Annotated in this window: 18 protein-coding genes and 1 pseudogene; 11 read left to right on the plus strand and 8 right to left on the minus strand. The window is 72.9% G+C overall.

The features are described 5' to 3' along the window. The first annotated feature begins 163 nt into the window (after positions 1–163). The 3 genes from ACY34I_RS36525 to ACY34I_RS36535 all read left to right on the plus strand — a co-directional run bounded on the left by ACY34I_RS36525 (position 164) and on the right by ACY34I_RS36535 (position 1,773). Positions 164–1,030 (plus strand): pentapeptide repeat-containing protein, encoded by an 867-nt coding sequence (locus ACY34I_RS36525; protein ID WP_462759737.1) that lies wholly within the window; start codon positions 164–166, stop codon positions 1,028–1,030. 235 nt (positions 1,031–1,265) lie between these two features. Continuing rightward, entirely contained in the window at positions 1,266–1,502 is a 237-nt protein-coding gene (locus tag ACY34I_RS36530) for a preprotein translocase YidC (protein ID WP_462759722.1), read from the plus strand. Positions 1,503–1,542: 40 nt separating this feature from the next. Continuing rightward, on the plus strand, positions 1,543–1,773 hold the full coding sequence (locus ACY34I_RS36535) for a hypothetical protein (protein WP_148795672.1): 231 nt from the start codon (positions 1,543–1,545) through the stop codon (positions 1,771–1,773). On the opposite strand, the gene ACY34I_RS36540 is transcribed toward ACY34I_RS36535, so the two are convergent. From ACY34I_RS36540 to rnhA, 3 genes are all read right to left on the minus strand, one after another. Next, positions 1,722–1,994 (minus strand): ferredoxin, encoded by a 273-nt coding sequence (locus ACY34I_RS36540; RefSeq protein ID WP_462759723.1) that lies wholly within the window; start codon positions 1,992–1,994, stop codon positions 1,722–1,724. The two genes, ACY34I_RS36535 and ACY34I_RS36540, sit on opposite strands and share 52 nt — an antisense overlap. After that, on the minus strand, positions 1,991–3,214 hold the full coding sequence (locus ACY34I_RS36545; protein ID WP_462759724.1) for a cytochrome P450: 1,224 nt from the start codon (positions 3,212–3,214) through the stop codon (positions 1,991–1,993). Before ACY34I_RS36545 ends, ACY34I_RS36540 begins: the two co-directional genes overlap by 4 nt. Before the next feature lie 85 nt (positions 3,215–3,299). Beyond that, a complete protein-coding gene (gene rnhA / locus ACY34I_RS36550; RefSeq protein WP_462759725.1) occupies positions 3,300–3,773 on the minus strand; it encodes a ribonuclease HI in 474 nt (157 codons plus the stop codon). A 118-nt stretch (positions 3,774–3,891) separates the two neighbouring features. On the opposite strand from rnhA, the gene ACY34I_RS36555 reads away from it, so the two are divergent. The 7 genes and pseudogenes from ACY34I_RS36555 to ACY34I_RS36585 form a co-directional block, all read left to right on the plus strand. Further along, positions 3,892–5,001, plus strand: coding sequence for a serine hydrolase domain-containing protein (locus tag ACY34I_RS36555; protein ID WP_462759726.1), 1,110 nt, complete (start codon positions 3,892–3,894; stop codon positions 4,999–5,001). 803 nt (positions 5,002–5,804) lie between these two features. Then, positions 5,805–8,234 (plus strand): glycosyltransferase, encoded by a 2,430-nt coding sequence (locus ACY34I_RS36560; protein ID WP_462759727.1) that lies wholly within the window; start codon positions 5,805–5,807, stop codon positions 8,232–8,234. After that, positions 8,231–9,889 carry a glycosyltransferase family 39 protein gene (locus tag ACY34I_RS36565; RefSeq protein ID WP_462759728.1) on the plus strand — a complete coding sequence of 553 codons (1,659 nt, stop codon included), beginning with the start codon at positions 8,231–8,233 and terminating at the stop codon, positions 9,887–9,889. The genes ACY34I_RS36560 and ACY34I_RS36565 overlap by 4 nt, the downstream gene beginning before the upstream one ends. Then, a complete protein-coding gene (locus ACY34I_RS36570; RefSeq protein WP_462759729.1) occupies positions 9,886–11,262 on the plus strand; it encodes an alkaline phosphatase family protein in 1,377 nt (458 codons plus the stop codon). The genes ACY34I_RS36565 and ACY34I_RS36570 overlap by 4 nt, the downstream gene beginning before the upstream one ends. Next, entirely contained in the window at positions 11,259–13,532 is a 2,274-nt protein-coding gene (locus ACY34I_RS36575; protein WP_462759730.1) for an endo-1,3-alpha-glucanase family glycosylhydrolase, read from the plus strand. The genes ACY34I_RS36570 and ACY34I_RS36575 overlap by 4 nt, the downstream gene beginning before the upstream one ends. A gap of 44 nt (positions 13,533–13,576) precedes the next feature. Then, positions 13,577–16,417, plus strand: coding sequence for a CBM96 family carbohydrate-binding protein (locus ACY34I_RS36580; protein ID WP_462759731.1), 2,841 nt, complete (start codon positions 13,577–13,579; stop codon positions 16,415–16,417). 147 nt (positions 16,418–16,564) lie between these two features. Further along, positions 16,565–17,017: pseudogene (locus ACY34I_RS36585) on the plus strand (dihydrofolate reductase family protein); the annotation flags it as partial. 67 nt (positions 17,018–17,084) lie between these two features. On the opposite strand, the gene ACY34I_RS36590 reads toward ACY34I_RS36585, so the two are convergent. The 4 genes from ACY34I_RS36590 to ACY34I_RS36605 form a co-directional block, all read right to left on the minus strand. After that, a complete protein-coding gene (locus tag ACY34I_RS36590) occupies positions 17,085–18,311 on the minus strand; it encodes a lycopene cyclase family protein (protein ID WP_462759732.1) in 1,227 nt (408 codons plus the stop codon). 81 nt (positions 18,312–18,392) lie between these two features. Continuing rightward, positions 18,393–19,661, minus strand: a complete 1,269-nt coding sequence (locus ACY34I_RS36595; protein WP_255471828.1) for an MFS transporter — start codon at positions 19,659–19,661, stop codon at positions 18,393–18,395. Positions 19,662–19,703: 42 nt separating this feature from the next. Then, entirely contained in the window at positions 19,704–20,360 is a 657-nt protein-coding gene (locus ACY34I_RS36600; protein WP_462759733.1) for a nucleoside/nucleotide kinase family protein, read from the minus strand. A gap of 71 nt (positions 20,361–20,431) precedes the next feature. Continuing rightward, a complete protein-coding gene (locus ACY34I_RS36605; RefSeq protein ID WP_462759734.1) occupies positions 20,432–21,430 on the minus strand; it encodes a hypothetical protein in 999 nt (332 codons plus the stop codon). A gap of 68 nt (positions 21,431–21,498) precedes the next feature. Here ACY34I_RS36605 and ACY34I_RS36610 point away from each other — a divergent pair, with 68 nt between their 5' ends. Continuing rightward, a complete protein-coding gene (locus ACY34I_RS36610; RefSeq protein ID WP_462759735.1) occupies positions 21,499–22,008 on the plus strand; it encodes a pyridoxamine 5'-phosphate oxidase family protein in 510 nt (169 codons plus the stop codon). Positions 22,009–22,065: 57 nt separating this feature from the next. On the opposite strand, the gene ACY34I_RS36615 is transcribed toward ACY34I_RS36610, so the two are convergent. Beyond that, complete coding sequence (locus ACY34I_RS36615; RefSeq protein WP_462759736.1) at positions 22,066–22,668, minus strand: hypothetical protein; 603 nt, start codon at positions 22,666–22,668, stop codon at positions 22,066–22,068. Positions 22,669–22,821 lie beyond the last annotated feature (153 nt).

Here is a 22,821-nt window from a genome sequence, read left to right on the forward strand (position 1 = left end):
CCCCCCCCCCCCCCCTGCGAGGCGTGGCCGGATCACACCGACCCGACCCGTCCGACGAGGGCTACGGCGGGGCGGGAGAATGGCAGCCGGGCGCGACGGTCGCGGCCGGCGGTGGCGAGACGGCGGGAGGCCGGGCACGGTGTCCGAGGCGGCGGAACAGCGGGTGGCGGCGAGCGCGGGGCGTGAGCTGCAGGCCGACTGCGCCCGGTGCTTCGGGATCTGCTGCGTCGCGCCGGCGTTCGCCGCCTCCGCCGACTTCGCCATCGACAAGCCCGCCGGGCAGCCCTGCCCGAACCTGCGGCCCGACTCCCGCTGCGGCATCCACCGCGACCTGCGGCAGCGGGGTTTCCCCGGCTGTACGGTCTTCGACTGCTTCGGCGCGGGTCAGCACGTGGCGCAGGAAACCTTCGGCGGGCGGGACTGGCGGGCAGACCCGGCGACCGCGCGGCGGATGTTCGACACCTTCGCGGTGATGCGGCCGCTGCACGAACTGCTCTGGTACCTCACCGAGGCCCTCGCGCTGGTCCCGGCCGGCCCGCTGCGGGACGACCTGGCCGCGGCCCTGGCCGAGACCGGGCGGCTCACCGACGGCACCCCGGACGAGCTGCTCGCCCTAGACGTCGACGCGCACCGGGACCGGGTCAACCAGCTGCTGTCCCGGGCCGGCGCGCAGGCCCGGGCCGGCCGGGAAGGCGTGGACCGGCGCGGGGCGGTGCTGATCGGCGCCGACCTGCGCCGGGCCGGGCTGTCCGGGGCCAACCTGCGCGGGGCCTGCCTGATCGGCGCGGACCTGCGCGGCGTGGACCTCGGCGCGGCCGACCTGACCGGGGCGGACCTGCGCGGCGCCGACCTGCGCGGCGCCGACCTCGGGCGTTGCCTCTTCGTGCACCAGTCCCAGCTCGACGCCGCCCGCGGCGACCACCGGACCGTCCTGCCGCCCCGCCTGCGCCGACCCGCGCACTGGTCGCTGGCGATCACCCCGGTCCAGCCCGCGCGCGGGCGGACCTCCGCCCCCCGCCGCCGACGCTGACAACCCACCGTCGGCCGAGCGCCGTCGGCCGAGCGCCGTCGGTCCCCGGCCCACCCGATCCGGGACGTGATCGACTCGGCATGCCGCATCCCGGGCCGTCCCGGCACACGGACAGCACGACGTGCCGCGCACCGAGTGGATCTCTCCCACCCGGCGGCACGTTTCGCCGGGCCGGAGCGGGGTAGCCGGAGTCGGCGTCACCTCGGGCGGCGCGGCACCGACGGGAGGCGGACGGGTGAAGTATCGGACACGCCAGGGCGAACAGCCGGTCGATCCGGCCCACGCCGAGGACGAGGCCGGTCAGGCCCGCCTGGTCCAGGTCGAGGCGGACACGGACGTGCCGGCGCCGGAGCCGGGCGCCCCGAAGCCGGACCTGGTCACCGAGGACGACGGCTCCGGGGTGGCCGGCGGGTCGTCCGGCACCAGCGCCGGTGGATCGTCCATGCCGACGCACCCGGACGCGCCCCGCTGACCGGGCGTTTACCCACGAGCGAGGCGGGCAGGAGTGCGACATGACGAGTGAACAGTCCTTCGGCCGCGCACCCACGGACGAGCCGGACGGCGCCACCGCGTACGAGGCGTCGCTACGACCGCCGGGCGAGTCCCTGCACACCACCGACGACACCGGCGACGACTTCGCCGACCTGCCGGCCGAGGATCGGCGCTCCGCCCGGGAGACGAGCCGGGCCGGCTACGACGTCGACCAGGTCTCGGGCACCGGCGAGCTGCCGAACGTGGAATGATCCCGGTCCGCCCGGGGCGGATCGAGACTGATCGCCCCGGACGGGCACAGGTCGACGGCCCGCCGGACCCGGTCGACCGCGTCCGGCGGAGGCTCGGCGAGGCGGAGCACCACGAGACCGTCCTCGTCGTCCTGGTCAAAGACCTCCGGCGCGGTCACCACGCAGTTTCCCGACCCGCAGCAGCGGTCCCGGTCCACCCGTACCCGCACGGCCCCGGTCACCAGGTCACCGGCAGCGCGTCGAGGCCGTAGACGACCGAAGTGTCCCGGGTGGGCAGCCGCCCGGCGACGGTGGCGGGGCGCAGCCGGGGGAACCGTCGGGCCAGCTCCACCAGGGCGATCCGCAGCTCCGCACGGGCGAGCGGTTGACCGATGCACTGGTGCACGCCGAAACCGAACGCCACGTGCTGCTGCGCCTGCCGGTACGGATCGAACTCGTCCGCCCCGTCGAAGACCCCCGGGTCGCGGTTGGCCAGGGAGAGCACCGCGATCGCGCCCTCCCCGGCCCGGATGAGCTGGCCCCCGATCTCGACGTCCTGCAGGGCGAGCCGGGGCAGGCCGGTGCGCACGATGCTGAGATAGCGCAGCAGTTCGTCGACCAGTCCGTCGGCGTGCCCGGGGTCGTCGCGCAGGGCGGCGTACCGGGCCGGGTGGCGCAGCAGCAGCAGGGTGCTCAGCCCGATCATGTTGGCGGTGGTCTCGTGGCCGGCGATGAGCAGCAGCACCGCCATGCCGACCAGCTCGTCGACGGCGAGCTCACCGGCGCCGACCCGGTCCCGGGCAAGCCGGCTGAGCAGGTCGTCGGTGCGGTCCCCGGCGGCGACCTTCGTCTCGACCAGCCGGTGCAGATAGTCGCGCAGCTCCCGCACGTGCAGCTGGACGCGTTCGGGCGGGGCGTCGCGGTCGATCAGGGTCCGGCTGCGCTCCTGGAAGAAGTCGTGGTCGGCGTACGGGACGCCGAGCAGGTGGCAGATCACCATCGACGGCACCGGCAGGGCGAAGTGCGCCACCAGGTCGGCGGGTGGGCCGGCGTCGCGCAGCCCGTCCAGGGCCCGGTCGACGGTCTGCCGGATCAGGGGCTCGATCCGGCGCACGTTCTTGATCATGAACTCGGCGGTGAGCATCCGGCGCAGCCGGGAGTGCTCCGCCCCGTCCATCCGGATGAAGCCGCCCCGCCGGTCGCCGAAGGCACCGGGGGCCACCCGGCGCAGCAGGGGGAAGCCCGGTCGGCCGAGGTCGGCGCTGAAGCCGGGATGGCGCAGCAGTTGCCGGACGTCGGCGTGCCGGGTGACCAGCCAGGCGGTCTCGTCGGTGGGGAGCCGGACCCGGGTGACCGGACCGGAGAAGCGGCGCCGTTCCGCGGCGTCGAGCGGGACGAGCGGGTCGCGGTCGAGGTTCGTCGGCGGCCACAGCGGCAGGTCGGTGAGCGGCGCAACGGTCACGCGGACACCTCCGGGGGGCGACTGTCCGTGACGGTATCGATCCGCTACGTTACTCATCGACCGGGTTCGACACAACCCGTCGGCGTCAACGGGCGGCGACCGCCTCCGCCCGCGCCTCGGCCATCCCCCGGTTGGCCAACGCGTCGGCCCGCTCGTTCTCCGGGTGCCCGTTGTGGCCCTTCACCCACAGCCAGGTCACGTCGTGCCGGGCGCAGGCGGTCTCCAACCGCTGCCACAGGTCCGCGTTCTTCACCGGCTGCTTGGCCGCGGTCAGCCAGCCGTTGCGCTTCCACGAGGCGAGCCAGCCGGTGATGCCGTTGCGGACGTACGTGCTGTCGGTGTGCAGACGTACGGTGACCGGCCGGGTCAGGCTCTCCAACGCCCGGATCGCGGCGGTCAGCTCCATCCGGTTGTTCGTCGTCGGCGTCGCCTCGCCGCCGCACAACTCGCGCTCGTGGTCTCCCCAGCGCAGCACCACACCCCAGCCGCCGGGGCCGGGATTGCCGCTGCACGCCCCGTCGGTCCAGATCTCCACGACCCTGCCGGTCACCTCCGCCATGCCGGCAACCTACCCGGTACGCCCGCCGGCGCGACCAGCCGACCCGCCCGGCCGGCACCGACGTGTCGGCCGGAAAAGGCCACGACATCCGCCCGGCGCTCTGGCAGGGTCACCGGTCGTGGACCGACGTTGGGGCGACCTGCGAGCCGCGGTACGCACGAGGATCGACGACCTGGTCAGCTCCGGGCGGGAGGCCGGTGTGCAGGTGGCCGCCTTCCTGCACGGCGAGCCGATCGTGCAGGAGCAGGCGGGCCTGGCCGACCCGACCACCGGGCGGCCGATGACCGCCGACACCCCGATCCACGCCGTCTCGACCGGCAAGGGACTCACCGCCACCGTGGTGCACGTGCTGGCCGAGCGCGGGCTGCTCGACTACGACCTGCGCATCGCCAAGGTGTGGCCGGAGTTCGCCCGGCACGGCAAGGACGCGATCACCCTGCGGCACGCGCTCACCCACACCGCCGGGCTGCCCGCGCTGCCGGCCGACACCACCCCGGAGGACTTCACCGACTGGGATCGGATGTGCGCACTGCTCGCCGACACCCATCCGCTGTGGGCGCCGGGCGAGCGGTTGGCGTACCACGCCTGGACGTGGGGCTGGCTCGTCGGTGAGGTGGTCCGGCGGGTCACCGGCCGGCGGATCTCCCAGGTGCTCGCCGAGGAGGTGGCCGGCCCGCTCGGCGTGACCGGGGAGCTGTTCCTCGGGGTGCCGGAGCCGGACCTGCCCCGGCTGGCCCGGCTGGAGGACGCCGGCCTGGCGGCAATGCTGACGTACGCGAGCGCACACCTGCCAAACCTCGACGCGGTGGCCCCGCCCGGCGTCCGACCCGACGCGACCACCGGCAGCCGCGCCGACGTGCTGCGCGCCGACGTGCCGGCCGTCGGCACGATGAGCGCCCGCGCGGTGGCCCGGATGTACGCGGCGCTGCTCGGCCCGGTCGACGGCGTACGGCTGATCTCGCCGGAGCGGCTCGGGCAGGTGTCGGCGGTGGCGGTCCGCGCCGAGGACTGGGTGTTCGGGCAGGAGGTCACCTTCAGCCTCGGGTACGCGGTCGACGGCGACGGGTCGTTCGGCACCGCGGGTAGCGGCGGCAGCCTGGCGTTCGCGTACCCGGAACTGGGGTTGACGGTGGCGGCGGTGCGCAACCGGCTCGGGGCGGGCGACGGCGACCCGATGGAGGGCCTCCGGACGCTGATCCGCGACGCGGTCATCGCCGGATCCGCCTGAGTGCACCGCACCGCCGACGGCCGGAGACAGCGCGCCGAGCCGGACGGGCCGTCCAGTGTGGCGCGCGCCGGGCTCGCACCTGGATGGTCCGCCACCTGATCCATGACTCCGCCCTCGATACACGTCCCGCTGACGTGACGGGCGGGTCGGCACGCCGGGTGAATGCCCTGTTCCGCCGATCAGGTAAACGGATCGCGCCGAGCGGTCCAGTCCTCAATGGTCTGCTCAGATATTGCCGCCCGGGGCAAACTGGCTGACCTGCGCCACCGTTCGGAGAAACCCTGCGGCTGACGCGGTGGACGGGACGGCGATTTTCGGAGTCGACCCGTCAACCGAACGGACATCGGGCTCGGTGGAAACAATTCCCCGACCGTCGCTGTCCGTGAACGGAAATGGTGAACCTGTCGCCCGCTCGACCCCGCGGCTGCCTGCCGTTCGCCGTTGCATGAAAGCTTTTCCGGCTTGCCGGCAACGTCCGCCGCAGCCGCCGGCCCACTCCCCGGAGCGGTCACCGAACGCGATGTAAGGCTTGGCTATCCGTACTCGGCGCAGGTCGCCGCCGACGGCGGACCGCCCAGGTGACGCGCTGCCGCTGTCGCGTTCACGACTGTTCGCCTGTTAGACACCTCGCGTTTGCCGTCCGTAATCTCTGACGAGCCCGCGGCCATCACGTCAATGCCCACCGCGCCGAGGCCGTACCAGAAAAGGCCTGGCGCCTATTTTCGACTGGCTTCTGTCGCTGTTTCCGAGCCGGATAACCGGCGGATGGTCACTGCCCGGAAGCGCATTTGATGGAGGGTCGAATGACCGAAGTTGCACAGGCGCCTTCGCACCGCTACCTGCACCGGCCCGCATCGGATCAGCAGGTTCGGCTGAGCGTCGTCGTACCCACCCGGAACGAGGCGGAGAACATCCCCGCGCTGCTGTCCCGGCTGGGCCCGGCCCTCGCGGCACTGCGCGCGGAGATCATCGTCGTGGACGACAGCGATGACGACACCATGGACGTCCTTACCCGACACTCGGTCGACGCCCCGGTCGCCGTACGTCTGTTGCATCGGCCGCCGAACGCGCGCGCCGGCGGACTGAGCGGCGCCGTGACGCTCGGCGCGCGGCACGCCCGCGGCGAGTGGGTCCTGGTGATGGACGCGGACCTGCAGCACCCGCCGGAGTCGGCCGGTCGGCTGGCGGCCGTCGCGATGCGGCACGACGTGGACGTGGTGATCGGCACCCGCTACGCCGGCGAGGGCTCCCCCGAGGGGCTCGACGGCGCCACCCGTGAACTCACCTCGTCGTGGGCCACCCGGCTGGCGAAGAGCCTGTTCCCGCGCCGCCTGACCACCATCAGCGATCCGCTGAGCGGGCTGTTCGCCTTCCGCCGGGCGGCCGTCGACCTGGACCGGGTCAACCCCATCGGCTTCAAGGTCCTGCTGGAACTGCTCATCCGCCACCCCGGCGCCCGCGTCGCCGAGGTCGCCTACGAGATGGCTCCGCGGCACGCCGGCCGGTCCAAGGCGTCGCTGCGGGAGGGGCTGACCTTCCTGCGGCACCTGTGGCGGCTGCGCAGCCAGCGGTTGGTCGGCCAGATGCGCGAACGGCCGTCCGAGGTCCGGGACCGGCTGCGGGAGCTGGTCAGGATGATCGCCTTCGGACTGGTCGGACTGTCCGGGATGGTGGTCAACACGGCCGCCCTGTGGTTCTTCTACGAGCCGGCCAACCTGCACCACCTGCTGGGCGCCGCGCTGGCCACGCAGTTGTCGACGGCGTGGAACTTCGCCCTGGTCGACGCGCTGATCTACCGCCGCGATCGACAGGGCTCCCTCGCCGGCCGGGCCGGCCGCTTCTTCCTGCTGAACAACCTGCTGCTACTGGTGCGCCTGCCCGTGCTGCAGGCGCTGGTCTGGGCCGGCGTCGGCATCCTGACGGCGAACGCCGTCACACTGGTCGCGCTGTTCCTCGTCCGCTTCCTGGTCAACGACCGGGTCATCTACGCCCCGGGCAGCACCGGCCGGCGCGACCCGGTGCGGATGCTGGTCAACCTGCGGGCTCCCGAGACCGCCGCCGCCCCCTCCCGCAAGCGGTACCAGTACCTGAAGTACCGGTACGACGTGGCCGGGGTGGTCACCATCGGGTCGCAGATCATGCTGCCGGAACTGGAGTTCTTCCGCGCCCAGTGGGTCGCGGACTCGGACGTCGACATCGCGGTCCGGGTGAGTGACGTCGGCGGCCGCGGGCCGCGACGCCGGGCCGCGATGACCGAGTACGCCAGCGAGTCGGTCCTGCGCTACGAGGAGCACCTGGGCCGGCTGGGCGCGAACTTCCGGATCCGACTCGGCTCGCCGATCGACATCCACGTCGGGCCGCTGCTCGCCCGTTCGCCGCACGTGGTCTACACCAACATCATCGAAGCGCTGCTCCGGTTCGTGCTGGTGTCGCGGGGCCACATGCTGCTGCACTCGGCGTGCGTCAGCCTGAACGGCGTCGGAGTGATGCTCTCGGCCCTCACCGACACCGGCAAGACGGCCACGGTGCTGCGGCTGCTGCGCGACCACGGCGGGCTCTTCCTCTCCGACGACATGACGCTGATCAGCCCCGACGGCGTCGCGACGTGCTTCCCCAAGCCGCTGACCATCAGCGCGCACACGTTGCGCGCCGTCCAGGCCCAGGACCTGACCCCGGCCGAATGGCGCCGCCTGCAGTTCCAGAGCCGGCTGCACTCCAAGGGTGGCCGTTCACTCGCGCTGACGCTGAGCCGGTTCAACGTGCCCATCATGGGCATCAACGCCATCACCCAGCGGCTCGTCCCCCCGCCCAAGTACAGCGTCGACCGGCTGGTCCCCTGCCGGATCGGCACCAGCACCCGGGTGGAAGAGCTGTTCATCATCGAACGGGGCACGCCCCGCATCGGCGACCTCGGCAAGGACGAGACGCTCGAGCGAATGATCCAGAACACCGACGACGCGTACGGGTTCCCCCCGTTCCGCTACCTGGCGCCGGCGATCACCATCGACGGGCAGGGGTACGCGCAGCTGCGCCAGCGGGAGCGGGAGATCCTCACCGGCTTCCTGTCCCACGTGCGCAGCCGGGTGGTGGCCTCGGACCGGTTCGGCTGGGCCGACGAGATCCCGCGCCTGTTGCATGCCGAACGCGGGGACCTGACGAGCGAGCAGCAACTGATCCTGCCGTCCTGGCCGCAATGGGGTGGCGCGCTGTCCCCGAGCGGAGCTCGTGCGTGAGCGTGACCCGATCCCCGGTCGAGGAGATGGAGCACGACCGTCGCGGGACGACGGTCGTGCTCCACCCGGTGGACACCTCCGTGCTCCACCCGACGTCCCGGCCCGGCGACGCCGGCCAGGAACGCGGGTGGCGCCGGTGGGCGACGCCCGCCGCCCTCCTCGCCGTCGCGGCGCTGGCGTTGGCCCTGCGGGTCTGGCGACTGGACGCGCTCGGCTTCAACAGCGACGAGGCCGTCTACGCCGGGCAGGCCGCCTCGCTCGCCGGGAACCCGAACTACGCGCCGTTCTTCCCGGTGTTCCGCGCCCATCCGATGCTCTTCCAGACCCTCCTGTCACCGTTCTTCCGCGCCGGCGAGGTCGACGTGGCCGGCCGGGTGGTGGTGGCGGCGCTGGGCGTGGCGACGGTGCTGGCCGTGCACCTGCTCGGTGCCCGGCTCTACAGCCGGCGGGTCGGGCTGCTCGCGGCGCTGTTCATGGCGGTCATGCCGTACCACGTGATCGTCACCCGCCAGGTCCTCCTCGACGGGCCGATGGTCCTGTTCGCCACCCTCACCCTGTACTGCCTGGTCCGGTTCGTGCAGGGCCAGCAGGTGATCTGGTACGTCGCGACCGGGGCCATGCTGGGCGTGACGATGCTGACCAAGGAGACGAGCATCGTCCTTTCCGGTGGCGTCTACGCGTTCCTGGCGCTGACCCCCATGGTGCGCCGGCCGGTACGGATGTCGCTGCTGGCCGTCGCCGCGATGGCGGCGGTCTTCCTGACGCACCCGGTCTCGCAGGCGCTGGCCGGGCGCAGCCAAACCGGCAAGAGCTATCTGGTGTGGCAGCTGTTCCGACGGCCGAACCACTCGATGGGGTTCTATCTCGAGACGGTGCCGCCGGCGCTGGGGCTGCTCGTGGTGGCGGCGGCCGTCGGTGGTCTGTGGTGGCTGCGCCGGCACCGCTCCTGGCGGGAGACGCTGCTGCTGTCGTGGATCGCCGCGCCGGTGGTGTTCTTCCAGCTGTGGCCCGTCAAGGGCTTCCAGTATCTGCTGCCCGCCGCGGCGCCCGTCGCGGTGCTCGCCGCGCGGGCCCTGATCGGGATGCCGGTGCCGGATCGGGTCCGGCGTCTGCTCCACCGGGGCTACGGTTCGCCGGGCACCGACCGGTCCGGTGCGGTGCGGGCCGCGGTGATCGCGGTGGTCGCCCTGAGTCTGCTCGCGCCGAGCTGGAACGCGGTCAACCGGGCCGACAACTCCACCTTCCTCGCCGGGTCCGGTGGGGTGCCGGGCGGCCGGGAGGCCGGCCGGTGGCTGGCCGCGAACACCCCGGAGGGGTCGGTGGTGCTCACCCTCGGCCCGTCGATGGCCAACATCATCCAGTACTACGGCCACCGCCGCAGCTACGGGCTCTCGGTCAGCCCGAACCCGTTGCGGCGCAACCCGTCGTACGAGCCGCTGCCCAACCCCGACTGGTGGCTGCGCCACAACGACCTGCAGTACGTCGTCTGGGATTCGTTCTCCGCCGGGCGCTCGGCGTTCTTCTCCGAGCGGTTGATGGTCCTGATCCGCCGCTACCACGGCCGCGTCGTGCACACCGAGTACGTCGACGGGGCCGACTCCACCGGGGCCCGCATCCCCGTCCCGGTGATCATCATCTACGAGGTGCGTCCATGATCGACCCCACTCACCCGCCCCGCCGGCGTGCCGGTCGGCTGCTGGCCCGCGCGCTGCTGATCGCCGGTCTCCTGGCGCTCGCGAACCCGGCCGGCGCCGCGCACGCCGCAGCTCGGACGGCACCCGCGGGGAACGCCACCACCCCGATCGACCACTTCGTCTTCCTGATGCAGGAGAACCACACGTTCGACAACTACTTCGGCACCCGGCCCGGGGTCGACGGCATTCCCGCGGGCACCTGCATGCCGGTGCGTCGGGGCCAGGCCGAACCCTGCGTCAAGCCGTTCCACCTCGGGGAACTGGGCAGCCTCGACCTCGACCACACCGCCGAGGCCTTCCGGGTGCAGTACAACAACGGCCGGATGGACGGCTTCGTCGAGGGCGTGAGCACGCAGGGCAAGGACGGCAAGCTCGCGATGGCCTACTACGACGACCGGGACCTGCCGTACTACTGGAACATCGCCGACGAGTACGTGCTGTTCGACCGCTTCTTCAGCTCGTCCAACTCGGGCAGCATCCGCAACCACATGTTCCGGGTGACCGGCGGCCCGGGCGCCACCGGAGCCTCGGAGTCCATCCCGGCGAACGGCTGGGGCGACCTCCCGACGATCTTCGACCGGTTGGAGGCCGCCGGGATCAGCTGGAAGTTCTACGTGGAGAACTACGACCCCACCATCACGTTCCGGTCCCGGACCAGCGAGGAGGACATCGACCGGGGGGCGCAGGTGATCTGGGTGCCGCTGCTCGCCTACGCGCGCTACGTCGACGACCCCAGGCTGTTCGGGAAGATCGTGGACCTGGACCAGTACTACGACGACGCCGCCAAGGGCCAGCTGCCCGCCGTGTCGTTCATCGCCCCGGCCGGTGACAGCGAACACCCGCCCGGCAGCATCCGGGCCGGTCAGAACCTCGTCCGGACGCTGCTGACCCAGCTGATGCGCTCACCGAACTGGAATTCGTCGGCCTTCCTGTGGTCGTACGACGACTGGGGCGGCTGGTACGACCACGTGGCGCCCCCGCAGGTCGACCGGTACGGCTACGGCTTCCGGGTGCCCGCCCTGCTGGTCAGCCCCTACGCCAGACGCGGGTACGTGGACTCCACCACCCTCGACTTCACCTCGGCGCTGAAGTTCATCGAGGTCAACTGGCGACTGAAACCGTTGGCCGACCGGGACCGCAAGGCGAAGACGTTCCTCGACGCCTTCGACTTCGACCGACCACCACGGCCGGCGGTCTTCCTCAGCACCGAACGCACAGCCGCGGTCGTGCAGCGACCGAACCCGGTCCCGGTGTACGCCTCGTACGCCATCACGGGCAGTTTCGTGGCGGCGCTGGTCGGTGTTGCGGCGCTGCGGCGGCGGCGGTGGACGTGACCGGGCGGATCGTGCGGGCGGTCCTGCTGGCGCTGGTCGCGGCCGGGTTGACGGTGCTCGTGCTGCCCTCCGCCGCGAGCGCGCGAGCCGCCTCGACCCAGCCGGGGACGCTGCGCCTGCAGACGGTGCCGCCGTTGCGCGGCGTGGTGGTGAAGGTCGACGGGCAGGTGGCCCGGTCCGACGCCAGGGGCCGCATCCAGGTGCGGGTGCGCAACTTCGTCGACCTGGACAAGCGGCTGATCGTTCCGGAGACCGAGATCAGCGCGGATCGCAAGGTGGTCTTCGACCGCTTCCGAGGCGACGTCGACGCCGGCGTGCGCGGCAAGGTCGTGGAGCTCGGTGTGCGCACCTCCCGGTTGGTCTCGTGGAGCTTCATCGACCGCTTCGGCAAGGTGGTGCCACCGGACCGGGTCACCGCCATGCGGCTGCGCAGCAACACCGGTGAGATCCACGACCTGAGCGGCCCCGACGTGGCCCGCCCGCGCTGGGTCGCCGAGAGCCGCACCCAGCAGGGCCCGCAGGGGTTGGTTTCCAAGCAGCTCTACTACGTGGTCGACAGCGCGATGGTCGACGGCACGTCCGTGGTCAACCGCGCCGGACAGAAGTTCGTGCCGTGGGAGCAGCAGGCGTGGGTGGTGCAGTTGCTCTTCTTCCGGGTCTCGTTCACCGCGACGGACATGTTCTTCACCCGTCAGGTCGGCGACGGCATCGAGCTGACCCGCGCCGACGGCGACGTCCAGCGGCTGCCGTTCGGCCGGGACGGCACGGCGCTGGTGCCCGACCTGCCCCGCGGCACGTACACGATCACCGTCTTCGGCGGCGGTGTGTCGTTCGGGCGTCCGGTCAGCATCAGCAAGGACCAGGTGGTGACCCTCACCGTGATCAGCGTCGCCGACCTGGCCCTGGTGACGCTCGCGGTGCTGGTCGTCGCGGTGGGCCTGGTGCTGCTCGGGCGGCCGCATCTGCTCAGCCGGCTGCGCCGGGCCGGGACGGCCAGGAACCGGGCCCGCCCGCGTCCGAAGCACCGCCGGCGGTTGCCGACGTGGCGGGTGGGTGCCCGCCCGCCGCAGGTGCCCGCCGAGGAGGACCGGCCGCTGGCCGGGGTGCGGGGCGGAGTCATGTTGCTGCTGCTGGTCGCCGCGCTGGCCGGCACGCTGCTGCCGTCCGGCGCCGCCCGCGCCGACGTCGGTCACCGGCAGGATGGCCCGCCCCCGGCGGCGGCTCCCGTGCCGGTCCTCGCCTACTACTACATCTGGTTCAACCCGACGTCCTGGAACCGCGCGAAGATCGACTATCCGCTGCTCGGACGCTACTCCAGCGACGACGTCGAGATCATGCGACGCCACGTGCGGATGGCGAAGTCCGCCGGCATCAACGGGTTCCTAGTGTCGTGGAAACACACGCCGCAACTCGACGAGCGCCTGGCCAAGCTGGTGGAGGTGGCCCGGGAGGAGAACTTCCGGCTGGGCATCGTGTACCAGGGGCTCGACTTCTCCCGTACGCCGCTGGCCTTCGACACCGTCCGCACCGACCTGTCGTTCTTCGCGACCCGGTACGCCACCGACCCGGTCTTCGACATCTTCGGCCGGCCGGTGGTGGTCTGGACCGGCAGCGACCGCTTCACCGCCGAGCAGATCAAGGCCACGGTCGGGGGCGTACGCGGCAAGCTGCTGGTCCTCGGCAACGCCAAGAGCCTCGAGGACGTCGAGTCGAGCCAGGGCGTGCTCGACGGCCAGGCCTACTACTGGTCGTCCGTGGACCCGGTGGCCGGCGCCAGCGGACCCAAGCTGGCGGAGATGTCCCGGGCGGTGCACCAGCGGGGCGGGTTGTGGATCGCCCCGGTGACCCCCGGCTTCGACGCCCGCCTGGTCGGGGGCAAGCGGGAGGTGCCACGCCGCGAGGGCGACACGCTGCGGGCCTCCTTCGCCGCGGCCCGCCTGTCCCAACCCGACGCGATCGGGGTGATCAGCTGGAACGAGTTCAGCGAGAACACCCACATCGAGCCGAGCGAGCGGTTCGGCGCCGCCGACATCAACGTGCTGGCGGACCTGCTCGGCGTGCGCGTCGACGTGGACGTACCGGTGGACAGCAGCGAGCCGGGCGACGGCGCCCACTGGGGGCTGAACGCCTGGGGCGCGCTGCTGGCCACCGGCGCTGCCGTGGTGCTGCTGCCGCTCGGCGTGGTTTTCCAGCGCCGCCGCTCCCCCGCCCGCACCCGCCGCGACCGGCCCACCGGCACCGGCCCGGTCGACGGCGTCGTCGGCCGCTGAACAGCCGCTCCTGGGAGACGCACCCACCAGCTGGAGGTAGAGCGATGAAGCTGAGCAGACCGGCCCGGCCGAGGATCGCGTCCGCGGTCGTCGCCATGTTCGTGGCCGCCGGGCTGACCCTGGTCCTGACCGGTCGCGCGGAGAGCGCCTCCCCCACCTGTCGGACGTCGAGCGCGCCGAGCGGGGCCTACACGGTGCTGGTCTGCCTCACCCAACCGGCGAGTGGCAGCACGCTCGTGGGCGACGCCACCGTCACGGCGACCGTCAACGTAACCGCCGGCACCAGCCCCGGGGTCGCCAAGACCGAGTGGTCCCTGGACGGCCAGTACCTGATCACGGACTTCCAGTCGCCGCACCAGTTCACCATCTCCTCCGCCGACTTCATCGACCGCGCCCACGTCATCGGCGTCTCGGCGAAAATGCGCGACGGATACGTCACCCCGGAGACGCTCGTCACCGTCACCTTCGCCAACGGCAACGCCACCACACCGACGAACACCCGGCAGTGGTCCGTCCCGCCCATCGCGGCTCGCGCCCCGCAGGAACCCTTCGTGGTGGCCGCCGTCGGCGACGGCGCCGGCGGCGAGACGAACGCGCTGAACGTCACCAACGCGCTCGTCGGGTGGAACCCGGACCTGTTCCTGTACCTGGGCGACGTGTACGAGGACGGCACGCTGACGGAGTTCAAGAACTGGTACGGCGGCCCCACGGCGTTCTTCGGCCGGCTGCGCGGCGTCACCACCCCGGTGGTCGGCAACCACGAGTACACCGGCAACACGGCCGACGGCTACTTCAACTACTGGGACAACATCCCGCACTACTACAGCTACGACGCCAACGGCTGGCACTTCATCGCCATCGACTCGACCAGCAATTACAACAAGGTCGCACCGGGCACCCCGCAGTACGAGTGGCTGGTGGCGGATCTCGCCGCCAACCGCAGTCCGTGCACCATGGTGTTCTGGCACCATCCCCTCTTCAGCATCGGCTCCGAGGACCCCGCCCCGCGGATGCAGGCCATGTGGGACCTGATGGCCGCCCACCACGTCACGATGCTGGTCACGGCACACGACCACAACTACCAGCGGTGGACCCCGATGGGCGCGGGCGGCGTGCCCGCGGCCGACGGCGTGGTCGAGGTCGTGGTGGGCGGCGGCGGCCACTCGAGTCAGGGCTTCCTCAGCTCGGACACCCGGGTGGTCAAGACCAACAAGAGCTACGGTGCGATGCGCATGGAACTCTTCGGCAACCGCGCCGAGTTGCACTACCACGCGGCCGGGGCCACCGGCACGACCCTGGTCGACTCGTCGACGGTCTCCTGCAAGGGCGCGGACCGGCTCGCCCCGACCTCACCCGCCGGTCTGACCGCCACCGCGGACGCCACCCCGGCGGTGAGTCTTCACTGGACCCCGGCGACCGACAACTACGGCCTGACCGGCTACCGCGTCTACCGCGACGGCACCGCCCTGGCCGATCTGCCACCGACCGCGACGTCCTGGACGGACCCCTCGGTCGCCGGTGCGACGTCCTACGAATACACCCTGGACGCCGTCGACGCGGCCGGTAACCGGTCGGCGCCCACCCCGCCGGTGGCCGTGACGACCCCCGGGCCGGACACCACGCCGCCCACCGTGCCGGGTGGGCTCACCGCCACCCCCTCGCCAGCCGCGGTGACCCTCACCTGGTCCGCGGCGACGGACAACGTCGGGGTCACCGGGTATCACGTGCTCCGCGACGGTGCGGTGGTGGCGACCGTGACGGACCCGGCGTACGCCGACACCGGCGTGCCGCCGGACGAGCCGCACCGCTGGACCGTGCGCGCGGTGGACGGGGCCTCGAACGTCAGCGCCGAATCCGACCCGGTCACCGCGGTGCGGGACACCGTGGCACCGTCGGCCCCGCCGAACCTGAGGGCCACCGACGTGACGCCCGGCGCGGTCGGCCTCGCCTGGGACCCGTCCACCGACAACGTCGGGGTCGCCCGGTATCAGGTGTTCCGTGATGGCAGCCTCCTGACGCAGGTCTCGTCGGGCCACACGTTCGTCGACGACACGGTGGGCACGAGTCGCCGGTCGTACACGTACCTGGTCACGGCCGTCGACGCCGCCGGGAACGTCTCCGGGCCGAGCAACCAGGTGACGGTCACCACCCCGGACGCCAACCCACCGATGGCACCCACGAACCTGCAGGCTTCCGTGCTCGGACCCAACCGGGTGGGGCTGTCGTGGGAGCCCGCGACGGACGACTTCGGCGTGGCCGGGTACACGGTGTACCGCAACGGCACGGCCATCGGCACCACCACGGGCACCACCTTCACGGACGGCACCGCCCTGTCCGAGACCTCCTACGCGTACGCGGTGTCCGCCTTCGACGCGGCCGGAAACTCCTCGGCCCCCAGCACGCCGGTCCTGGTCACCACGCCGGCAGCCACTCCGTTCGTGGCGGTGGCGGACACCTACGTCAAAGCGTCCAGTCCCACGAGCAGATACGGGAGCACGCCGGTCGTGCGGGTCGACGGAGACCCGGTCACCAACGGCTATCTGAAGTTCACCGTGTCCGGGCTGACCGGCGAGGTGCGTCGCGCGCGGCTGAAGGTCTGGGTCGCGGCCGGCTCGTCCAGCGGCTTCGTGGTCCGTCCGGTCGCCGACTCCAGTTGGTCGGAGACACTGACGAACTGGGACAACGCGCCGCTGATCGGCAGCACGTCGATCGCCGCCAGCGGGCGGACGACCAGCGGCACCTGGATCACCCTCGACATCACGTCCCTGATCAGCGGAGACGGCACGGTCACCGTCGGGTTGACCTCGAGCGGCGCGTCGTCGAGCAGCTACGGTAGCCGCGAGTCCGACACGCCGCCGCAGGTGCTGGTGGACGTGGCCTCGTGACAAGGGCGGGCGATCCCCGCCCGGCCTGTCGAGATGAGAGCCGGCCGTTCGTACAGGGGGTGAACGGCCGGCATCGGGCCGGCCCTGCCCGCGAGGAGCGGCATGCGCAGGATCGTCGTCACCAACAACGTCAGCCTGGACGGGGTGATGCAGGCGCCCGGGCGCCCCGACGAGGACACCCCGGGCGGGTTCACCCGGGGCGGCTGGGCGGTGCCCTACGCTGACCCGGTCCTCGGGCGGAAGATGGGCGAGGGCATGGCGTCGTCGGGGGTGCTGCTGCTCGGCCGGCGTACCTACCAGGACTTCGCCGGCTACTGGCCGCGGCAGACCGACAACCCGTTCACCCCGGTGCTCGACGCGCGGCCCAAGTACGTCGCCTCGACCACGCTGCGCGAGCCGCTGCCCTGGGTGAACTCCCACCTGCTCACCGGCGACGTGATCGAGGCGGTGACCGAGCTGAAGGCGCAACCGGGGCCGGACATCGGCGTGCTGGGCAGCGGTGACCTGGTCCGCTCGCTGCGCCGGCACGGGCTGGTCGACGCGTACGTGCTGATCATCCACCCGCTGGTGCTCGGCGCCGGACGCCGGCTGTTCGCCGCCGGCGACGACGCCGAAGCGCTGCGGTTGGTGGACAGCGTCACCACGACCACCGGGGTGGTGATCGCACCTACGAGCCGGCCTGACCGGCCTCCGGCCCGGGGGTGGGGGTCGGGCCGCGGCGCAGCCGGGCGCGCACCCGGTCGACGGCGTCGCCGAGCACCGCGCCGGTCATCGGCAGCAGCGGTGTGGACCGCATCACCGCGAGCTCCTCGGCCGGTGAGGTGACGCCGTCGAGGAAGCGCAGCACCCGCTCGGGCGGGTTGCGGTCGAACAGCCGGGCGAAGAACTCCACCCCGTCGACGTGCCCCCGGTCCAGGGCGCGCAGCGCCACCGCGTCCAGCCACCGGTGCCGCCGCGGGTACGCGGGCGCCGGCACCGGTGGCCGGCCTCCAGCGAGGGCCCGGGCGACCTGGTCGGCCTGCCGGAGCATCGCGGCGAAGGTGAACCCGGTGGACGGTCGGGTGGCGCCGCCGGCGGTGCCGAGCCGGACCACCCGGGGCGACGGGCGGGGCCGGAACGGGGCGTCGGTCATCGGGATGATCCCGTTCTCCACCTCGCGCACCCGCAGCGCGCTCAGGTCCAGGCCGAGCCGGGCGGCGTACCCGCGCAGCGCCGCGTCGTATCCCGCGTCGGGGAGCAGCGCGGGTCCGAACTCGGTGTACTCGACCAGCGCGTACCGGTCGTCGACCGGGAGCACGTAGCCGAAGGAGACGCCCCGGGCGGGCTGCGGGGTGCGGAAGTCCATCAGCACCGCCCGGTCCGGGTCGAAGGTGGGCCGGTCGGCCGCCAGCCACCAGCCGCGGAAATGCTGCCACCAGGTGGTCCGGCCGGGCCGCTCCGGCGGCCGGGGCCGCGAGTCGAGCACCCAACCGGCCCGGACCAGCACCCGCCCGTCCGGGTCGTGGACGGTCACCCGATGGCCGTCGTCGTGCAGCGCCCCGGCCGGCGCGCCGATCCGCAGCGCGCCGAGACGGCGTTCCGCCGCGGCAGCCCGGTCGTAGACCGGGGCGGAGCGGAGCATGGCGTACCGCAGCGGGTCGAGCGACAGCACGCGGCGGCCGGCGGGCGTGACCACCTCGACCCGCGACCAGCTGGCGCTCAGCAGCGGGTTGAGGTCGCTGCCGGGGGTGCCCCAGAACGCCCAGGTGCGGTCCTGGCCCCGCTTGTGCACCGGGTCGACCACGGCGATCCGCAGGCCGGTCAGGTCGTGCCGGTCGAGGGCGGCCAGCACCAGCGAGGCGGCACCACCGCCACCCACCAGCGCGAGGTCGACGTCGACCGGGGACGGGTCCACCCGCCCACGCTGTCACATTCCCCGCGCCCGTCCGGCGCGGCCCCCACGACGCGCTGCCCGGCCGGTGCGGCACCTAGCCCGTCAGGCGACGCTCGCCGGGGTCTCCGGCGCCGCGGGGGCGGAGCCGGATGCGTACGCGGCGGCGACCGTCGCCCGGTCGAAGACCCGCCAGGTCACCGCGATCACCACCAGCGCGACCACGAAACCCACCCAGTACGGCGCGGTGATCCCGAACCGGTCGGCGACCACCCCGCCGAGCAGCGCGCCGACGCAGTTGCCACCGGCGGCGAGGAACAGGTTCGTGCTGCCCACCCGGCCCAGCAGCGCGGGTGGGGTGAGCCGCTGCCGCAGCGAGTTCGCCACCATGTTCCACAGCGCGCCGTGCACGCCGAAGACGAACAGCGCCAGCCCGACGACCACGGCGCTGCGCGAGGCGGCCAGGGCCAGGTGCAGGCCGGCCTCGATCAGCAGGCCGATCCGGATCGTCCAGGTCGCGGTGATCGCGGCGACGAGCCGGTCACCGACAGCCGAGCCGAGCAGCCCGCCGACGGCCAGGCAGGTGAACAGCGCGCCGTAGCCGACCGAGCCGAGACCCAGCCGGTCGGTGGCCAGCAGCACCAGCACCGCCAGGGCGGCGGTGAGGGTGACGTTGAGCATGCCGATCAGCAGGGTCATGGTGCGCAGCAGCCGCTGCGAGAGCAGCCAGCGGAACCCCTCGGCGACCTCGGCGCGGACCGAGCGGCGCCGGCCCGGCTCCGACGAGCCGCGGTACGTCCCGGCGACCAGGCCGACCAGCACGGCGCTGAGCGCGTACGTGCCGGCGTTGACGCCGAACGGGATGGCGGGAGCCACCACGAAGAGAAAGCCGCCGAGCGGGCCGGCGACCATGTTCTGCATGACCTGGGTGCCGCCGCCGAGCCAGCCGTTGGCCCGTTCCAGCCGCGACCGGGGCACCACCGCCGGCACGACCGCCTGGGCGGCGGAGCGGAACACCACCTCGCCGGTGTTGACCACGAACAGCACCGCGTAGAGCAGCGCCACCCCGGCCCGGTCGGTGACCATCGCGGCGGCCAGCACCACCAGGACGGCCACCCGTACCCAGTCGATGACCACCATGAGCCGGCGCCGGTCCACCCGGTCCACGAGCACCCCGCCGGGCAGCGCGAACAGCAACCACGGCAGCCACGCCACCGCGGCGCCCGCCGACACGATCAGCGGATCGTCGGTCCGCGACGCGACGTACAGCGGCGCGGCCACCGTAGCCATCCCGCTGCCCAGCGCCGACATGGTGCTGGCCGCCCAGAGCCGCGCGAAGCGCCCGCCCAGCCGTTCCCCCGCAGTCCCCGTCACGGCCAGCGAACCTACCAGCGGTCGCGGCTTCCGCCGACCGGGTTACGGTGTCGGATCCGTCCACCGCACCACCGCCGGGTGGTGCGGGCCCGCCATGTCGAGCACGACGTCCGCCCGCTGCGCCGGCCGCGCCTCGGCCCGGTAGAGCTCCTGGCCGGGCAGGTACCGCTCGCGGTAACGCTGCCGCACCACGTCGGCCGACCTGAACAGGGTGAGGTCCCGGGTCAGGGCCCGGCGCAGCGTCTCCTCCGGCTCGACGTGCAGGTACACCGTCACGTCCCAGTGCTCGCGCAGCTCAGGACGGAGCAGGAAAACCCCGTCGAAGAGCAGGACCGCGCCCGCCGGGGCCGGCCGGCTCGCCGCGCTCACCGGGGATTCGGTACGGAAGTCGTACATCGCGGGTCGGTAGTGCCCGTCGCCGCCGGGCCCGAGCGGACGCAGCACCTCGCGGACGATGACGTCGTGATCAAAGGAATCGCGGTAGTAGCCCTCCGGCGAGAGCGCGCCGCGCCGCCGGCGCACCTCGGCCGGCCGGTGGAAACCGTCGACGCTCACCCTGACCATGTCCCGCCGGCCATCCAGTACCCGGGCCAGGTCGTCGGCCAGCCGGGTCTTTCCCGCCGCGTCCGGGCCGTCGACGGCCACCCGGAGGGTGTGGGGCACCGATCGGCGCCACAGGTGCTCGGCCAGGCGGGTCATAACCTCCGCCCGGGTTCGCACCGCGCGCCCCGCCAGGTCCGAAGCCGCCGTACCGTCACGCCCGGCGGCTGTCATGGCCGACCGCCAGCGTCCCAGCCGGGGGCCAACTGCGCTGCGAGCCGGTCCCACTCGGCCCGTCCACCCGGCAGCGGCCAGGCCCGCGTCCGGCCCTCGGCACGCGCCAGGGCCGACAGTGAGGCGGCGAACTGACGGGACACCGCCGCCAGTCGCGCCGGCGTCACGTCGGCTCGGTCCGCCAGAGCCCTCATACGCTCCTCGTACGCGCGCAGTTCCGGCCGCTCCCACAAGGCGAGCAGGGCCGGTTCGATCGCTGGGGCCAGGACGACGACCTCCGGCCGGCCGCCCTCAGCGAGGGCGGCGACGATCCGGTCGTGGCCGTCGAGCACCAGCAGCGTCTGGAGACCACTGACCCACCAGAGCAGGGCGGGCGGCAGCACGCCCTCGCGGACCTGTCGGCGCCAGGCGCGCACCCGGCCGCAGTCGGCCCCGGCGACCGGCCGCAGCGGGAGCACGTCTCGCTGGTCGTCCACCGGGTCGCCGTAGCCGAACCAGGTGATGTGGCCCCGGTCCGGATCCACCGCCGGCAGCCGTGCCCAGTGGTCGGGGGCGGCCCAGGCCGGCATGCCGTGGGCAAGCACCCAGGCCCCCCGGTGCAGTGGACCATCCGCGGCCTGCCCGAGCCAGTCGGCGTACTGGTGCGCCCAGCGCATCGCCTGGGCAGTCTCATCGGGACTGGCGTCCCGGATCCGGCGGGCGTGCGCGGCGGTGATCGGCGGGAGCGGCGACCGGTAGCCGCCGGTCCGCGCGTAGTGCACACCGTGGTGCCGAAAGCGTTGCCGCGCCAGCAGGACGACCCGCTCCGCCTGGCGGATCAGGAACCGCCGGTCGCCCGCCGCCTGCACTCCCAGCACCGGACGCACGGGGGCGGCGACGTCGAGGGCGAGCCCGTTACCGCCGCCTCCCAGGGTGGCCGGCAGGGCCGACCGGACCGGATCCCGCGCGGGCGAGGGCGCAGCCGACTGCGCGGCCGTCTGGAGGGAGAGGTCCATGCGGTCAGGATGACCGGTACGTGGCCGGGCTCGCAGCCCCACTATCGGGCCGGGTGAGAAGATCACCCATGCCCGTCACCAATCCCTGGCTCGCCGGTCCCGCCCCCACCGCCCGCCTCGACCGCGACCGCCTCGAGGAGCGGATCCTCAACCTGTTCTCCTCGCAGAACATGTGCGTGCTGGCCACCACCGGCCCGGACGGTCCCCTCGCCACCCCGGTGCGCTACTTCCACCTCGACTTCACCCTGATGTTCACCGCCGTGGCGACCTCACCGAAGATGCGCAACATCGCCGCCGATCCGCGGGTGTCCATCGGGGTCTTCGCACCGCTGGTCGGTCAGGCCAGCAGCCGCGGCGCGCAGGTCTTCGGCCAGGCCCGGGTGCTGCATCCCGGTGACCCGGACTTCGACCACCACTGGCCGGCGTACCGCTGGCAGTCCGACCACGTGGAGCGGTCGCGGGCGCTGGACGAGCCGCCGACCGGGCCGCTGGTCGTGGTGCCGGCGGAGCGGATCGTCTACACCGAACACTGGCTACGCCGCGAGGGGTATGCACCCCGCCAGTTCTGGCGGGCGTGACGTCCACCCCGCGTACGCTTCTCTTCCGCGGCTCAGCGCGGGCTGCGGGGACAGGCGCTAGGCGGGGACACCGGTCACGGTGGCGGCCATCCGGTCACCGGCGGCACGGACGGTCGGGGCCGCCACCTCGGACGCCTGCCCGGTCAGAACGAGCGCGTTGTCCATCCCCACCGGAATCACCCAGTACGCCTGCCGCCACGACGCGCCGTCGTGCGCGTACGCCAACTCCACCACGTCGATGTCATCGTCCAGCACCCGCCGGTCGACGACCCGCTGCCCAGGTGCGACCAGGGCATCCGGTGCCGCCAGCCGCTCGAGCGGCACCGGCCCCTGCGGAAAGATCATCGTTTCGTCGGGCCCGAGCAGGTAGAACGGCGTGCTGTCCGCCGCATCCGCCGGCGATTCCACGTGGAAACCCGGCGGCCAGCAGAGACTGAACGGCCCCGCCTCCAGCCGCCAGTCCCCCAGCGGACCCGCGTCCACGTCCACCACACCTGGCACCGACGCCGTGCCGGGCCCGACCACCGCGCGCCGCCCACCGTCGGGCCCGAACACGGTGACCTCCACGGTGGGCTGGGCGGGCCCACCGGCAAACCGGTACGGCCAGTAGGGCACCAGCCGGGCGCCGTGCCCGGCCAGCCTGACGAAGACGTGTCCCACCGCCCCTCCCCCACCGATCCGCCGCGGATCGGACGGTCAGGGTACGCCTGCCCACCGACGCGGCGGAGCGCTCGGGTGACGCCGGCGGCTACCTCAGCGGGCGGAGCTGGTGCCGGACCAGGTACGCCGTGGCCGCCAGGACGATCCGCGCCC

The organism is Micromonospora sp. RTBAU3-60, assembly GCF_054963695.1.

Excerpts from the sequence above, each read along its gene's own strand:
- ACY34I_RS36560 (WP_462759727.1), top strand. The coding sequence starts at position 5,805 with ATGACCGAAGTTGCACAGGCGCCTTCGCACCGCTACCTGCACCGGCCC.
- ACY34I_RS36580 (WP_462759731.1), top strand. The coding sequence starts at position 13,577 with ATGAAGCTGAGCAGACCGGCCCGGCCGAGGATCGCGTCCGCGGTCGTC.
- ACY34I_RS36600 (WP_462759733.1), bottom strand. The coding sequence starts at position 20,360 with ATGACCCGCCTGGCCGAGCACCTGTGGCGCCGATCGGTGCCCCACACC.
- ACY34I_RS36610 (WP_462759735.1), top strand. The coding sequence starts at position 21,499 with ATGCCCGTCACCAATCCCTGGCTCGCCGGTCCCGCCCCCACCGCCCGC.
- ACY34I_RS36535 (WP_148795672.1), top strand. The coding sequence starts at position 1,543 with ATGACGAGTGAACAGTCCTTCGGCCGCGCACCCACGGACGAGCCGGAC.
- rnhA (WP_462759725.1), bottom strand. The coding sequence starts at position 3,773 with ATGGCGGAGGTGACCGGCAGGGTCGTGGAGATCTGGACCGACGGGGCG.
- ACY34I_RS36570 (WP_462759729.1), top strand. The coding sequence starts at position 9,886 with ATGATCGACCCCACTCACCCGCCCCGCCGGCGTGCCGGTCGGCTGCTG.
- ACY34I_RS36605 (WP_462759734.1), bottom strand. The coding sequence starts at position 21,430 with ATGGACCTCTCCCTCCAGACGGCCGCGCAGTCGGCTGCGCCCTCGCCC.